This is a genomic window from Streptomyces sp. NPDC127595 (assembly GCF_042671685.1).
Lineage (GTDB): Bacteria > Actinomycetota > Actinomycetes > Streptomycetales > Streptomycetaceae > Streptomyces.
Genome location: NZ_JBHXWK010000012.1, coordinates 92,018 through 106,972 on the forward strand (window position 1 = coordinate 92,018; position 14,955 = coordinate 106,972).

Here is a 14,955-nt window from a genome sequence, read left to right on the forward strand (position 1 = left end):
GCCCGCCTTACGGTGCGTCGGGCCTCGGGGCTTTGACGCCGTGCACGCGCGCGTACTCCTCGGCGAGCCACGGCCCGAGGTCGTCGACGTAGGACCGCAGGACGGCGAGGTCGCCGCTGGGCTCGTAGCCGAGGACGGCCGCCGCCCGCATTCCGTCGGCCCGCTCCGGGTAGTACGCGGCGAACGCCTCGGCCATCTCCGTCAGATCGCTGGTCCAGCCGTTCCAGCGCGGCATGACGAGCGTGAACCCGGTCCGTACGAGGTGGCGTGACATGAACCGCACCAGCGGGCGCCGGGCCTCCTCCGTGTCGGCGGCACCGGCGATCCGCTCGCGCCAGCGCGGCAGGAACAGGGCGAGGTCGCCGTTCGTCTCGCGGGCGAGGAGCGAGTCGGGGCGGTAGCGCGGCAGATACTCGGCCAGATCCTCGCCCAGGACGCGCGTACAGAGGCACGCGACGAACCACCCGAGGTCGTACGTCTCCAGGGCGCTCAGCAGCCGCGTACGGCTGACCAGGAGCGTTCCGGAGCCGTCGATCTGCGGGAACTCCTTGTCCAGCGCACCGTCGAGCGAGCGGGCGTCCGCACGGTCCTCGTCGGTGGGCTCCTGGCGCAGGACGAGCAGCAGATCGAGATCGCTGCGCCCCACGCGCGCGGTGCCGCGCGGAATCGAGCCGTAGAGGTACGCGCTGTTGAGCCGTGCCCCGAAGACATCGAGGAGCCGGTCCCGTGCCGTGGCCACCACGGGCCGGAACTCCCTCGGGATCAGTCCGGGAGCGCCCTCGGGCGCGAGGTAGCCCTGGGCGTCGAGCCCCTTGTTCTGCATGGCACCACTGTGCAGCTGCCCGCGGTGGAGGGTCATGTCATTTCCAGCGGAACACGCGCACGCGCCGGGTGGTGCGCGGCGCTGTGCAGACGACGGCGAGGCAGTCCCCGGAGGCGACGAGACGTGCCTGGAAGCTGTAGCCGGGCAGCGAGCGCTCGGCCACGACCCGGCCGTCGGCGGGGTCGAGCACCGTCGCCCGGTCGCCATAGCCGTTGAGGACCACGAGGTAGCCCCGGTGGGCCAGCGGGAAGATCGTCCCGCCGTACGTGCTGGACCACGACCAGCGGAAGTCGCCCGTGGCGGCGGAGTACGCCCGGAGACTGCTTCCCGTGTGCTCCTGGTCGTCCGGCTGGGGCGCGACGAGTTCGACGGCGAGGGTGTCGCCGACGAACACCGGGTGCCCACCGAAAGCCTCGTACCTCGGGGGCACGTCGAACGGAGGCGGTACCTCGGAGTACTGGGGCAGATCGATGACCTGCTCCGCGTCCGCGCTCACCACGTGGAGGCGGCGAGGAGCACTCGACGCGAAGAGCCGGCGGGGAGCGAGCGGGGGAGTGGGATACCCGGGTCCGACGGTGGATACGACGACGGGCTCGGCCGCCAGGACGGCGGCGTCCCCCCAGCCCTCCAGTGGGAGCGGCCGCTCCCACTGGAGGGCTCCGGTGCGCGCGTCGAGTACCCGGATCGTGGTCTCCGTGTTCCCGTCGCGGGTACGCGCGGTCGCGATGAGGCCGCCGCCGAGCGCGATCCCGCGCGCCTCCGTGGAGACGGATCCCAGTTCGTCGGCGGGCTGCGCGCGCGTCCAGACCGCCGAGCCGGTGCGGAGGTCGAGGCCGGTGAGGTAGACGTGCCAGGCGTCGCTGAGCGCGTCGTCGCCGTCCCTGCCGTCGTGATGCAGTACGACGGCCACGCCGTCCGCCGTGTCCTGCGAGACGTGGGCGAGCACCTGGTCGCCCCCTCCGGGCGGCTGCCAGCTCCACAGAGGCTCACCGGACGTCAGCCCGTACGCCCGCACTCCGTCGATGCGGGCCATCGCGAGGGTCCCGTCCACCGCCCAGGTGCCCAGCGGCGCGCCCGGGCTGCCTTTCTCCCGCCCGGTGCTCCACAGCTGCTGGGCCGCCGCCGGTCCTCGCCGCCACCGACGTTTCGTCGACCGCCCAGCCCAGACCGACTCGGGCGCCCTGTCCTCGTGCACTCCCGCCCCCTTGCCTCCCGGGTCCCCGCCCGGCGATACGGCGATACAAGAAGGGCCCTACCTTGCGGCAGAGCCCTTCAGTAAAGAAGACGACGCTTAGCGCGACCGCTTCGCGAGCCGCTCCACGTCCAGCAGGATCACGGCGCGCGCCTCCAGACGGAGCCAGCCGCGGCCCGCGAAGTCGGCGAGGGCCTTGTTGACCGTCTCGCGGGACGCGCCGACCAACTGGGCCAGCTCCTCCTGCGTGAGGTCGTGCACGACGTGGATGCCCTCTTCGGACTGCACACCGAAGCGGCGCGAGAGGTCCAGGAGTGCGCGGGCCACGCGGCCGGGCACGTCCGAGAAGACCAGGTCGGACATCTGGTCGTTGGTCTTGCGCAGGCGCCGGGCGACGGCGCGCAGCAGGGCGGCGGCCACCTCGGGCCGCGCGTTCAGCCAGGGCTGGAGGTCGCCGTGGCCGAGGCCCAGCAGCTTGACCTCGGTCAGCGCGCTGGCCGTGGCTGTGCGCGGACCCGGGTCGAACAGCGACAGTTCGCCGATCAGTTCCCCGGGGCCGAGGACGGCCAGCATGTTCTCGCGGCCGTCGGGGGAGGTGCGGTGGAGCTTCACCTTGCCCTCGGTGACCACGTAAAGGCGGTCCCCGGGGTCACCCTCATGGAAAAGGGCGTCACCGCGCGCGAGGGTCACCTCACTCATGGAGGCGCGGAGCTCCGCGGCCTGCTCGTCATCGAGCGCCGCGAAGAGCGGGGCGCGCCGCAGAACGTCGTCCACGAGTTCTCTCCTTGTCGACCTGCTCAGGGGATCTTGCTCCCCCTTGGTACCAGGGGACCGTGTTCCCCATCTTGCCGGACGGTCCAAACAGTGTGATCAGTCACAAGTCTGCCGCACTGGAGTCCCGGGCAGTGCGGCAGGGGGCCAATTGGGGGCCGATCTCCAGGGTCCGGGGCGGATGTCAGTACCGGGCTTTAGGCTGGCCGGGTGTCCAAAACGCCGGTGAGAGCACAGGCCAAGGGGGCTGGGCGGGTGGTTGTACGTCGTGATTCCGCTGTGGGCGAACAGCCCACGGACGGTGCCAAGAAAACGACAAAGGGAGCAAAGCGGGCGCAAGCGACGGTCGGCGCGCCCGCCAGGAAGCCTGCCCGAAAGGCGCCGGCAGCCGCCAAGAAGGCGTCGCCCGCAAAAGCAATCCCTGAGAAGCCCGCAGAAGCAACCCCGGAGAAGCCGGCAAAAACGATCCCTAAGAAGGCAGCGATCCCGAAGAAGGCGACGACTACGACCACCAAGCGGGCCTCCGCCAAAAAGGCAACCCCAGCAAAGAAGGCAACCCCCGCCAAGCCCTCACAGCAGGCCCCCGCGCCCGACACCGCTCTCGTCCGCCGAGCCCGCCGCATCAACCGCGAGCTCGCCGAGGTGTATCCGTACGCCCACCCGGAGCTGGACTTCGAGAACCCCTTCCAACTGGTCGTCGCCACCGTCCTGTCGGCGCAGACGACCGACCTGAGGGTGAATCAGACGACCCCGGCGCTCTTCGCCAAGTACCCGACCCCCGAGGACCTGGCCGCGGCCAACCCGGAGGAGGTCGAGGAGATCCTGCGCCCGACGGGGTTCTTCCGGGCCAAGACCAAGTCGGTGATAGGGCTCTCCAAGGCCCTGCGGGACGATTTCGGGGGCGAGGTGCCCGGTCGCCTCGAAGAGCTCGTCAAGCTCCCCGGAGTGGGCCGCAAGACCGCCTTCGTGGTGCTCGGCAACGCCTTCGGCCGCCCAGGCATCACCGTGGACACCCATTTCCAGCGGCTGGTGCGCCGCTGGCAGTGGACCGAGGAGACGGAGCCCGACAAGATCGAGAGGGCCGTCGGCGCGCTCTTCCCGCAGAGCGACTGGACGATGCTCTCCCACCACGTGATCTTCCACGGCCGCCGTATCTGCCACGCCCGCAAGCCCGCCTGCGGCGCCTGCCCCATCGCGCCGCTCTGCCCGGCGTACGGAGAGGGCGAGACGGACCCGGAGAAGGCGAAGAAGCTCCTGAAGTACGAGAAGGGCGGCTTCCCCGGCCAGCGCCTCAACCCGCCGCAGTCCTACCTGGACGCGGGCGGCATCCCGGCACCTCCGCTGGGAACACCGCAGGGCACTGGATGACGGCCCCCGTCGGCAGCACCGCAGCCTCAACCCCCGGACACACAGCGGGGCACCGCAAGACGCCCCTGCCCGGATACACCCCCCGCCACCGGATGACGGAACGAACTCGGTACCGGCAGGCGTTGGGATCAGCAGAACGGGGGTGGCGATGACGCACGCGAGTAACACGCAGGGCGGTCGCTTGGAGAGCGGCACGCAGGGCGCCCCGGTGGCGCTGAGCAGGGAAGGCCTGCCCGACTGGCTGGACCCGGTGGTGCGCGCCGCCGAGTCGGTGGAGCCGCTCCAGCTGAGCCGCTTCCTGCCGCCGAGTGACGGCGCGGGGCGCCAGTCCGCCGTGCTCATCCTGTTCGGCGAGGGCGAGCGCGGCCCCGAGCTGCTGCTCATGGAGCGCGCCACCTCCCTGCGATCACACGCCGGACAGCCCTCGTTCCCCGGCGGAGCCCTCGATCCCGAGGACGGCGACCCGCAGGCCGACGGGCCGCTGCGGGCCGCTCTCCGCGAGGCCGAGGAGGAGACCGGGCTCGACCCGGGCGGCGTCCAGCTCTTCGGCGTGCTGCCCAAGCTCTACATCCCGGTGAGCAGCTTCGTCGTCACGCCCGTCCTTGGCTGGTGGCGCCGCCCGACACCGGTGGGCGTGGTCGATCCGAACGAGACGGCGCGGGTCTTCACCGTCCCCGTGGCGGATCTCACGGACCCCGCCAACCGCGCCACCGCCGTGCATCCAAGAGGTCACCAGGGCCCGGCATTTTTGGTCGAATCGGCCCTCGTCTGGGGCTTCACCGCGGGCATCATCGACCGGATCCTGCACTACGCGGGCTGGGAGCTGCCCTGGGACCGCGAGAAGCAGGTCCCGCTCGACTGGCGCGCATGACAGGGTGGCTCCGTGCTGTGTCTTCCTGGGGGACGCCGCACCCGTCAGCGGCCGTGCCGCGGGTCAGACCCCCAGCCGAGACGGAGTGACCGCAGAGTGATGAGGCGAGGCTAGAAGCAGTGAACGTGCTGGACATCCTGTTGCTGGTCGCCGCTGTGTGGTTCGCGATCGTGGGCTATCGCCAGGGCTTCGTCGTCGGCATCCTGTCCGTGATCGGCTTCCTGGGGGGCGGCCTGGTCGCCGTCTACCTGCTCCCGGTCATCTGGGGCGCGTTCACCGACGACGCCGAGGTGAACACCACCGCCGCGGTCGTCGCGGTCGTCGTCGTCATCATCTGCGCCTCCGTGGGCCAGGCCCTCACCACCCACCTCGGCAACAAGCTGCGCCTGTACATCACTTGGTCCCCGGCCCGCGCCCTGGACGCGACGGGCGGCGCCCTCGTCAACGTCGTGGCGATGCTCCTGGTCGCCTGGCTGATCGGCTCGGCCCTGGCCGGTACGACGCTGCCGACACTCGGCAAGGAGGTCCGCAGCTCCAAGGTGCTGCTCGGCGTGTCCCGTGCCCTGCCCAACCAGGCCGACACCTGGTTCGCCGACTTCTCCTCGGTCCTCGCGCAGAACGGCTTCCCGCAGGTCTTCAGCCCGTTCGCCAACGAGCCCATCACCGAGGTCCAGCCCCCCGACCCGGCCCTCGCCAACAGCCCTGTCGCCGCCCGCGCCCAGAAGTCCATCGTCAAGGTGATGGGCACCGCCCAGAGCTGCGGCAAGGTCCTCGAAGGCACCGGCTTCGTCTTCAGCGACCGCCGCGTGATGACCAACGCCCACGTGGTCGGCGGAGTCGACGAGCCCACCGTCCAGATAGGCGGCGAGGGCAAGAAGTACGACGCCAAGGTCGTCCTCTACGACTGGCAGCGCGACATCGCCGTACTCGACGTACCGGACCTGGACGCGCCCGCCCTCCAGTTCACGACCGACGACGCGGTCAGCGGCGACAGCGCGATCGTCGCCGGCTTCCCGGAGAACGGCGCGTACAACATCCAGCCCGCGCGGCTGCGCGCACGCATCAAGCCGAACGGCCCGGACATCTACCACCGGGGCACGGTGCGCCGCGACGTCTACTCGCTCTACGCGACCGTCCGCCAGGGCAACTCGGGCGGCCCGCTGCTCACGCCGGAAGGCAAGGTGTACGGCGTGGTCTTCGCGAAGTCGCTCGATGACGCCAACACCGGGTACGCGCTCACCGCGGACGAGGTCCAGGAGGACATCGCCAAGGGGCGCACCGCGAACCAGCAGGTGGACAGCGACAACTGCGCGCTCTGACACCGGTCAGCCGGCCGACCGATGATCAGCCCGCAGCCCGCAGCCCGCAGCCCGCAGCCCGCAGCCCGCAGCCCGCAGCCCGCAGCCCGCAGCCCGCAGCCCGCAGTGCTAGGTGTGAGGTGTGTCGGTTCGGTCGTTCAGTCGCGAGGATGGCGCAGCCGCACCGAGACCCAGCGGGCTCGGCGCCGCAGAATACGTGGGATCCCCACTCGGAGGTCCGTGCCCGGCAGCGGCGGGGTGCTCCTCCGAGGGGAGCTCAGGCCCGCGGCCGAGCGGCGAGTGCGTGCTGCGTCACTGAAGTCGTGCGTCCAGCCCATACCCCGACGTCTGCCCCCGCCCCAAGGTCGATAACCACCCCCTGGGCCCCCAATTGGCCTATGCGTAAGGCACTTGGCCGTTCGTAGGACAAGCGTTCCGGTTCGGGTGCCGGACACCCGAGCGGACCAGCCCGGACGGCCTCACCGGTCGGGCTCGGGATCCTTCAGCCAGTTGACCAGTTCGGTCGAGAACGCCACCGGGTCCTCCTCGTGCGGGAAGTGCCCGAGCCCGTCGAACAGCCGCCACCGGTACGGCGCTTCGACGTACTCGCCGGACCCCGCGGCGCTCCGCGTGCGCATCACCGGGTCGAGCGAACCGTGCAGATGCAGCGTCGGCACCCGGACCGGCCGCTTCATGCGCCGGTTGAACTGGATTCCGTCCGGGCGCGCCATGGACCGCACCATCCACCGGTACGGCTCGACCGCGCAGTGTGCCGTGGAGGGGATGCACATGGCACGGCGGTACGTCTCCACGGCCTCGTCGTCCGGCAGGCTCGGCCCCGACCAGTCCCGTACCAGACGGCCCACCAGGGCGCCGCCGTCCGCGACGAGTTGCCGCTCCGGAACCCACGGCCGCTGGAACCCCCAGATGTATGAACTCGCGGTCGTCTGCTTGACGTCGGAGAGCATGGCGTTGCGCCAGCGCCGGGGATGCGGCATGGAGGAGACCGCGAGCCGGCGTACGAGCTTGGGGCGCATCACGGCCGCCGTCCACGCCAGATACCCGCCCAGGTCATGCCCGACCAGCGCGGCGTCGGGCTCGCCGAGGGACCGTACGACCCCGGTGATGTCGAGCGCGAGGTTGGCGGGGTCGTAGCCGCGCGGCGTGCGGTCGCTGCCGCCGACGCCCCGCAGGTCCATGGCCACGGCGCGGAAACCCGCGTCGGCGAGCGCCACCAGCTGATGCCGCCAGGTCCACCAGAACTGCGGGAAGCCGTGCAGCAGCAGGACGAGCGGCCCGTCGCCCATCTCGGCGATGTGGAAGCGTGCGCCGTTGGCGGCGACGTCCCGGTGGGTGAGTTCCCGTCCGCCGGGGATGTCGAGGCGTACGACCGAAGTGGGTTGCGCCGGAGGTGTGGCGGGGTCCGTCATGAGGACGAGCGTGCCACAGCCTCGATGGCCTCGGGCGCACGATCCTTCGCGGCGAGCTCGCGGGGGTGCGGCTTGGCGTTCTGCAGGACGCCCGCCGTCTCCTTCACCGAGGCCGCCACCTTCTGCGGGCCCTTGCTCTTCTTGGCCTTCTTCGCGAAGACCACGCCGATCAGCGCGAGACCGACGGCGAGCAGCACGTTCGCCGCGAAGGAGAGCAGGAAGCAGATCGCCAGGTTCCAGTGGCTCCAGGTCCGGATGCCGTACGCCAGGGCGAAGCTCAGCATCGGCAGCGAGAAGATCAGCACCGCGCCCGCCACCGCGAACGCGCCACCGCTGATCGCCCCGCGTTTCACGTCCTGCTTGAGCTGCGCCTTCGCCAGCGCGATCTCGTCGTGCACCAGCGAGGACATCTCGGTCGTCGCCGAGGCGAACAGTTGGCCGATGCTGCGTTCGGCGCCGACCGGACTGCCGTCGGGTGCACTCATCGCGATCTCCCTCTCCTGCATGTTTGTACGGTCGTGTCAGATCATGCCGGACCGTCGTCCCCCTCGCTTGCCCCGCCCGTCACTTCGGCAAGCCTTCGGTGCTCGGCGGCCTTGCGCTCGTAGATCTCGGCCATCCGCAGGTGGTACTCCGGCTTGTCCTGTTCGTAGATGTCGGGGATGCCGTCGAGGTCGTCGTCGCGCTCCTCGGCCTCGACCAGCCCCCGGTACTTGGCGTTGCGTATTTTCAGCAGAATTCCGGCGCACACGGCCGCGATGAGGGAGCCGACGAGCACGGCCGCCTTCACCTCGTCGGTGAGCTCCGGGTCGCCGTCGAAGGCGAGTTCGCCGATCAGCAGCGAGACGGTGAAGCCGATGCCCGCGAGGGAGGCGACGGCGAAGACGTCCGGCCAGGCCAGGTCGTCACTGAGCGAGGCCCGCGTGAACCGCGCCGTCAGCCAGGTCCCGCCGAAGATGCCGACCGCCTTGCCGACGACGAGCCCGAGGACGACACCGAGCGTCTCGGGCCGCTGGAAGACATCTCCCAGTACGCCTCCCGAGACCGCGACCCCGGCACTGAACAGTGCGAACAGCGGAACCGCGAGCCCGGCCGACAGAGGTCGTACAAGGTGCTCGACGTGCTCGCCGGGGGAGTGCGGCTCGCCCTCGTGCCGGGTGCAGCGGAGCATCAGGCCCATCGCGACACCGGCGATGGTGGCGTGGATGCCGCTGTTGTACATCAGCCCCCAGATGACGAGGGCGAGCGGAACGTACACGTACCAGCCGCGTACGCCCTTGCGCAGCAGCAGCCAGAAGACGCCGAGGCCGACGACCGCACCGGCGAGGGCGGCGAAGTTCAGGTCGGCGGTGAAGAAGACGGCGATGATCAGGATCGCGAAGAGGTCGTCGACGACGGCGAGCGTGAGCAGGAAGGCACGCAGGGCCGACGGCAGGGACGTACCGATGACCGCGAGGACGGCGAGCGCGAACGCGATGTCCGTCGCGGTGGGCACCGCCCAGCCGTCCAGGGAGCCGCCCCCCAGCGCGTTCGTGAGGGCGTAGACGAGCGCCGGAACGGCCATCCCGCACACCGCGGCGGCGACCGGCAGCAGTGCCGCCTTCGGGTCCCGCAGATCCCCGGCCACCAGCTCGCGCTTGAGTTCGATGCCGGCGACGAAGAAGAACACGGCGAGCAGTCCGTCCGCCGCCCAGTGCTGGAGGGAGAGGTCCAGCCCGAGCGCGCCGGGGCCGACGTGGAAGTCGAGGACCGTTCGGTAGCTGTCCTTGATCGGGGTGTTCGCCCAGATCAGCGCGGCGATCGCGGCCACGAGCAGCAGTACGCCGCCGACGGTCTCGGCGCGCAGCGCGTCCGCCACGAAATTCCGCTCGGGCAGGGACAGCCGGCCGAGGAACTTGCGGCTGGTGCTGTGCGGTGCGGGGGCGGGCACGAGGAGACCTCCGGTCGGGCGGGCAGGGCGGAGCACATGCCGACCAGACTTCCCGGCGCACCTTGAGGATCTTGTCGCGTCGTTGACGCGGTACTCAGCCTACCCAAGGTGCGGCGGGACCTATCCGGTGATCTTCACGGTAGGGGGAAACGGGGGGATCGGCGCGTCTGCCGCCGGAGGAGCCGGGTGTGGGGGCTCATGGTGCCCCCGAGCCGGGTGTGGCCCCCGAGCCGGGTGTGGCCCCCGAGCCGGGTGTGGCCCCCGAACCGGGTGTGGGGACGTACGGCGCCCCCACACCCGTCACGCCGGGTGGGTCAGTCCTCGGTGGGCGCCGCCGGCAGCTTCGCCTGGATGAGGTCCATCACCGTGGAGTCCGTGAGCGTGGTGACGTCACCGAGCTCGCGGTTCTCCGCGACGTCACGCAACAGACGCCGCATGATCTTGCCGGAGCGGGTCTTCGGCAGCTCGGCCACCGGCAGCACCCGCTTGGGCTTGGCGATCGGTCCGAGGACCGCGCCCACGTGGTTGCGAAGGTCCGCCACCAGCCCCTCGTCCTCGGCGGAAGCGGTGCCCCGCAGGATCACGAAGGCCACGATCGCCTGCCCGGTCGTCTCGTCCGCCGCGCCCACGACCGCCGCCTCGGCGACGGAGGGGTGCGAGACGAGCGCCGACTCGACCTCGGTCGTCGAGATGTTGTGCCCGGACACGAGCATCACGTCGTCCACGCGCCCGAGGAGCCAGATGTCTCCGTCCTCGTCCTTCTTGGCCCCGTCCCCGGCGAAGTACTTCCCCTCGAACCGCGACCAGTACGTGTCGAGGAACCGCTGGTCGTCGCGCCAGATGGTCCGCAGCATCGAAGGCCACGGCTCGGTCAGTACGAGGTAGCCGCCACCCCCGTCGGGAACCTCCCGCGCCTCGTCGTCCACGACGGTCGCCGAGATCCCCGGCAAGGGCCGCTGCGCGGAACCCGGCTTGGTCTCCGTCACGCCCGGCAGCGGCGAGATCATCATCGCGCCGGTCTCGGTCTGCCACCAGGTGTCCACGATGGGCGTACGGTCGCCCCCGATGTGCTTCCGGTACCACATCCACGCCTCGGGGTTGATCGGCTCACCGACCGACCCGAGCACCCGCAGCGACGACAGATCGAACTTCGCGGGGATGTCGTCGCCCCACTTCATGAACGTACGAATGGCCGTCGGCGCCGTGTACAGGATCGTCACCCCGTACTTCTGCACGATCTCCCAGAACCGCCCCTGGTGCGGGGTGTCCGGCGTCCCCTCGTACATCACCTGCGTCGCGCCGTTCGAGAGCGGCCCGTACGTGATGTACGAGTGCCCGGTGACCCAGCCGATGTCGGCCGTGCACCAGTACACGTCGGTCTCCGGCTTGAGGTCGAAGACCGCGTGATGGGTGTACGAGGCCTGCGTGAGGTAGCCGCCCGAGGTGTGCAGGATGCCCTTCGGCTTCCCGGTCGTCCCGGAGGTGTAGAGGATGAACAGCGGGTGCTCGGCCTCGAACGCCTCCGGCGTGTGCTCGGCGGACTGCCGTTCGACGATCTCGTGCCACCACACGTCACGGCCCTCGGTCCAGGCGACCTCCTGCCCGGTACGGCGCACCACCAGCACCTTGTCGACCCCGTCGACCCGGCTGACCGCGTCGTCGACGGCGGGCTTGAGCGCGGACGGCTTGCCGCGCCGGTAGCCACCGTCGGAGGTGATGACCAGCTTGGCGTCCGCGTCCTGGATGCGGGTCGCGATCGCCTCCGCGGAGAACCCGCCGAAGACGACCGAGTGCGCGGCGCCGATCCGGGCGCACGCGAGCATCGCGACGACGGCCTCGGGGATCATCGGCAGGTATACGGCGACCCGGTCGCCCTTCTCGACTCCCAGCTCGGTCAGCGCGTTGGCGGCCTTGCTGACCTCGTCTTTCAGCTCGGCATAGGTGATGGCCCGGCTGTCCCCGGGCTCACCTTCGAAGTGAAGGGCGACCCGGTCGCCGTTCCCCGCCTCCACATGCCGGTCCACGCAGTTGTAGGCGACATTCAGCTTGCCGTCCTTGAACCACTTGGCGAACGGTGGATTCGACCAGTCCAGCGTCTCGGTCGGCTCGGTGGCCCAGGTCAGCCGACGGGCCTGCTCGGCCCAGAAGCCGAGCCTGTCAGCCTTGGCCTGCTCATACGCCTCCGCCGTGACGTTGGCGTTCGCGGCCAGGTCGGCGGGCGGCGCGAACCTGCGCTCTTCCTTCAGCAGGTTGGCCAGGCTTTCGTTGCTCACGACATCTCCCTTTCCCAGGGTGTCCGTTGTGTCCCAGGCCACAGCTCATCAGACCCGGGGGTCCGATGACAAGGGCCGACCCGAAATTGGTTTAGACCTATAGAGCGCGGCAGTGTCGGTGGCCGGGGCACTCTTCAGGAGGACCACTCTGGGGCACGTACGGCTCGGCGGTCGGGTTCACCCGACACGAGGTACAGGGTCACGCGTGACTGTGCGACGCGTCACGCGTGACCGCGGGACAGACCATGCGCGATGGGGGACCAATCGTGAGTGACCGCGGGACCGGTCGCGCGGGATGCGGGACCGGTCCTACGCGATGACGGGGCCGGTCCTACGCGATGCCGGGCCCCCATACGCGATGCCGGGCCCCCCGTACGCGATGCCGGGACCGGTCATGCGGGATGGCGCAGGTCCTCCGCCGCTCCCACGCGATCGAACAGCTCGGCTCCCTCGTGGTCGGCCAGCAGATACGCCTGCGCCTCGCCCACGTGGAAGTACATCCCGTGCAGTTCGAGCGCGCCCTCCCGCAGGGCCCGCGCCACGGAGTCGTACGCACGCAGGTGCTCCAACTGCTGCACCACGTTGGTCAGGCAGAGCTGCTCCACCGCATCGGCCGGCGCCCGCCCGGCCAGCCGTGCCCACGGCCGGTCCTTGGCGGCCATCCGCTCCAGGCTCGGCAGCCCGTGCCGCAGCCACCGCTTGAGCGGCGTCATCGCCCCTCCGGGCTCCGCGTTCATCAGGGCCTGCATCGCGCCGCACCCGGAGTGCCCGCACACCGTGATGGACCGCACCTTCAGCACGTCCACCGCGTACTCGATCGCCGCGGCCACCGAGTCGTCGCCGCTCTCCTCCCCGGGCATGGGCACGAGGTTGCCCACGTTCCGTACGACGAAGAGGTCGCCCGGACCACTGGAGGTGATCATCGAGGTGACGAGCCGCGAGTCGGCACAGGTCAGGAACAGCTGCGCCGGCCGCTGCCCCTCCCGGGCCAGCCGCGCCAGCTCACCCCGCACCAGGGGCGCGGTGTTGCGCTGGAACGCGCTGATCCCGCGCGCCAGTTGGTGCCCGCTCCGACCGCTCGCCCCGGAGAGCCCAGCGGGTCCGGTCGAGTCCTCCGGTCCAGCCGGTTCACCCGGCCCGCCAGGACGGCTTCCTGGAGGTGCGGACCGCGGGCTCGCGGAGGTCTCGCAGTGGTGGTTGCGCCAGGGTGTCCAGGGCCGGCAGCGGCAGTGGGCGGAGCCCGTGGGCTCGGTGATCCGGCTTCCGGTCCGTCCGGTGAGCTCGACCGTGCCGCCCTGCGCGCAGTGCGAGTTCTGCCAGTCCTGCAGCGCCTCGTAGGCCGCGTGGTCCATGAAGGAGCTGTCCAACTCCACGAACGCGTCGGCCCCTTGGGGCACCTGGTGCAGGGCACGGCTGAGCCGCGGCACCGCGAGAAACGTCAACTGCCCTCGTACGTGTACGTAATGAACTCCCTCCCTCTCTTCGTACGTGATGCGGGTGCGGGCGAGGCGGTGCATGGCGACCGCGATTCCCACCGCGACGCCGATGACGACGCCTTCCAGGACGCCGAGGAGGACGACGCCGGCGGTGGTGACCGCGTACACCAGCACCTCGCGGTGGCGGGTGACCGTGCGGATGTGGTGCAGGGACACCATCTGGATGCCGACGGCCATCACCAGGGCGGCGAGCGATGCGAGGGGGATCAGCTCCAGGATCGGGACCATCAGCAGCGCGGCAATTACTACGAAAACGCCGTGCAGCATCGTGGAGTTCCGGCTCACGGCGCCGGCTTGGACATTCGCGGAACTTCGTACGGCGACCCCGGCGACCGGCAGTCCGCCGAGCGCGCCGGAGACGATGTTGGCGGCGCCCTGCCCGCGCAGCTCCCGGTCGAGGTCGGAGCGGCCCACCCGCGGCAGTGACTCGGGGCGGCCCGCCACCAGCTTGTCCACGGCCACGGCGCCGAGCAGCGACTGGACACTGCACACGAGCGTGACGGTCAGGACGGAGGCCGCGATCCCGAGTACGGGTCCTTCGGGCAGCCCGGCCAGCGCGTGGCTGCTCCAGGACGGCAGGTCGACCTTGGGCAGGGTCAGGCCGGCGAGCGAGGCGGTCGCGGTGGCCCCGGCGACGGCGACGAGCGCCGCCGGGATCCTGCGCAGCAGCCGGCCCACCCGGCCGGGAATCCGCGGCCAGGCGAGGAGGAGCGCCAGAGTCAGTGCGCTCATCGACACCGCCGCGGGATGGACGTTCGCCAACTGGTCCGGCAGTGCGCGGACATTGTCCAGAACGGAGCTCTGCGGGGTGCCGCCGAGCACGATGTGCAGCTGGGCGACGGCGATGGTCACGCCGATGCCGGCGAGCATGCCGTGCACGATCGCGGGGCTGACGGCCAGCGCCGAACGGGCCACCCGCAGGTGGGCCAGGCCCAGTTGGGTGATGCCGGCGAGGACGGTGATGGCGCAGGTCGTGCGCCATCCGTAGAGATGGATGAGCTCGGCGGTGACGACCGTGAGCCCGGCGGCGGGCCCGCTGACCTGCAGCGGTGAGCCACCGAGCCGTCCGGCGACGAGTCCGCCGACGGCTGCGGCCACCAGGCCCGCCTGGAGCGGCGCGCCGGTGGCGAGGGCGATGCCGAGGGACAGGGGCAGGGCGATCAGGAAGACCGCGATCGAGGCCGACAGATCTGCGCCCGCGATGCGGAATCTGCGGGGCGGAGCCGGCGGGGGGCTGTGGGGCTGGCGGATGCGCTTCTGTCGAGTCGAGTCGGTGGCGCGGGTGGGGACGCAGGCAGTCATGGTTCCCGTCTCCTCCGGGGCGGCGCGGTCGCGGAACAGGTGGTCCCCCGCCGGGGAGGCGGAGGGCGGATCGCGGCCGTGGGTCACGGCGTGCAGCGGCGGGATTTTCAACGCTCGGTAAACGGATCGTAATGCAGAGTAAAGGCTTCGTGCGGAAAACTATGGCAAATGGGGCATTACTTCACCCCGTGGAGTGAACCA

12 protein-coding genes are annotated in these 14,955 nt (G+C 70.7%); 3 read left to right on the forward strand and 9 right to left on the reverse strand.

Annotation, left to right across the window (positions count from 1 at the left end):
• Window positions 1-7 precede the first annotated feature (7 nt).
• The 3 genes from ACFVKT_RS31945 to ACFVKT_RS31955 all read right to left on the reverse strand — a co-directional run bounded on the left by ACFVKT_RS31945 (window position 8) and on the right by ACFVKT_RS31955 (window position 2,789).
• Complete coding sequence (locus ACFVKT_RS31945) at window positions 8-859, reverse strand: nucleotidyltransferase domain-containing protein (protein WP_385738018.1); 852 nt, start codon at window positions 857-859, stop codon at window positions 8-10.
• Window position 860: 1 nt separating this feature from the next.
• Window positions 861-2,018: a PQQ-binding-like beta-propeller repeat protein gene (locus tag ACFVKT_RS31950; protein ID WP_385738020.1), complete on the reverse strand. Its 1,158-nt coding sequence runs from the start codon at window positions 2,016-2,018 to the stop codon at window positions 861-863.
• A gap of 96 nt (window positions 2,019-2,114) precedes the next feature.
• The gene (locus ACFVKT_RS31955) at window positions 2,115-2,789 is read right to left on the reverse strand and encodes a Crp/Fnr family transcriptional regulator (protein ID WP_016642758.1); all 675 of its coding nucleotides are present in this window, start codon (window positions 2,787-2,789) and stop codon (window positions 2,115-2,117) included.
• Window positions 2,790-3,065: 276 nt separating this feature from the next.
• Here ACFVKT_RS31955 and nth point away from each other — a divergent pair, with 276 nt between their 5' ends.
• The 3 genes from nth to ACFVKT_RS31970 all read left to right on the forward strand — a co-directional run bounded on the left by nth (window position 3,066) and on the right by ACFVKT_RS31970 (window position 6,344).
• Complete coding sequence (gene nth, locus ACFVKT_RS31960; protein ID WP_385738022.1) at window positions 3,066-4,154, forward strand: endonuclease III; 1,089 nt, start codon at window positions 3,066-3,068, stop codon at window positions 4,152-4,154.
• A gap of 148 nt (window positions 4,155-4,302) precedes the next feature.
• Window positions 4,303-5,025, forward strand: coding sequence for an NUDIX hydrolase (locus ACFVKT_RS31965; RefSeq protein WP_385738024.1), 723 nt, complete (start codon window positions 4,303-4,305; stop codon window positions 5,023-5,025).
• 119 nt (window positions 5,026-5,144) lie between these two features.
• Window positions 5,145-6,344, forward strand: coding sequence for a MarP family serine protease (locus ACFVKT_RS31970; protein ID WP_385738026.1), 1,200 nt, complete (start codon window positions 5,145-5,147; stop codon window positions 6,342-6,344).
• Window positions 6,345-6,481: 137 nt separating this feature from the next.
• On the opposite strand, the gene ACFVKT_RS31975 is transcribed toward ACFVKT_RS31970, so the two are convergent.
• The 6 genes from ACFVKT_RS31975 to ACFVKT_RS32000 all read right to left on the reverse strand — a co-directional run bounded on the left by ACFVKT_RS31975 (window position 6,482) and on the right by ACFVKT_RS32000 (window position 14,754).
• Window positions 6,482-6,661, reverse strand: coding sequence for a hypothetical protein (locus ACFVKT_RS31975; RefSeq protein ID WP_385738028.1), 180 nt, complete (start codon window positions 6,659-6,661; stop codon window positions 6,482-6,484).
• A 141-nt stretch (window positions 6,662-6,802) separates the two neighbouring features.
• The gene (locus ACFVKT_RS31980; RefSeq protein WP_385738030.1) at window positions 6,803-7,753 is read right to left on the reverse strand and encodes an alpha/beta fold hydrolase; all 951 of its coding nucleotides are present in this window, start codon (window positions 7,751-7,753) and stop codon (window positions 6,803-6,805) included.
• Complete coding sequence (locus ACFVKT_RS31985) at window positions 7,750-8,238, reverse strand: phage holin family protein (RefSeq protein ID WP_385738032.1); 489 nt, start codon at window positions 8,236-8,238, stop codon at window positions 7,750-7,752. Before ACFVKT_RS31985 ends, ACFVKT_RS31980 begins: the two co-directional genes overlap by 4 nt.
• 41 nt (window positions 8,239-8,279) lie before the next feature.
• On the reverse strand, window positions 8,280-9,683 hold the full coding sequence (nhaA, locus tag ACFVKT_RS31990) for a Na+/H+ antiporter NhaA (RefSeq protein WP_385738034.1): 1,404 nt from the start codon (window positions 9,681-9,683) through the stop codon (window positions 8,280-8,282).
• Between the two features lie 314 nt (window positions 9,684-9,997).
• Window positions 9,998-11,998 (reverse strand): acetate--CoA ligase, encoded by a 2,001-nt coding sequence (gene acs, locus ACFVKT_RS31995; protein ID WP_385738036.1) that lies wholly within the window; start codon window positions 11,996-11,998, stop codon window positions 9,998-10,000.
• Between the two features lie 350 nt (window positions 11,999-12,348).
• Complete coding sequence (locus ACFVKT_RS32000; protein ID WP_385738038.1) at window positions 12,349-14,754, reverse strand: bifunctional SulP family inorganic anion transporter/carbonic anhydrase; 2,406 nt, start codon at window positions 14,752-14,754, stop codon at window positions 12,349-12,351.
• Window positions 14,755-14,955: the final 201 nt, after the last annotated feature.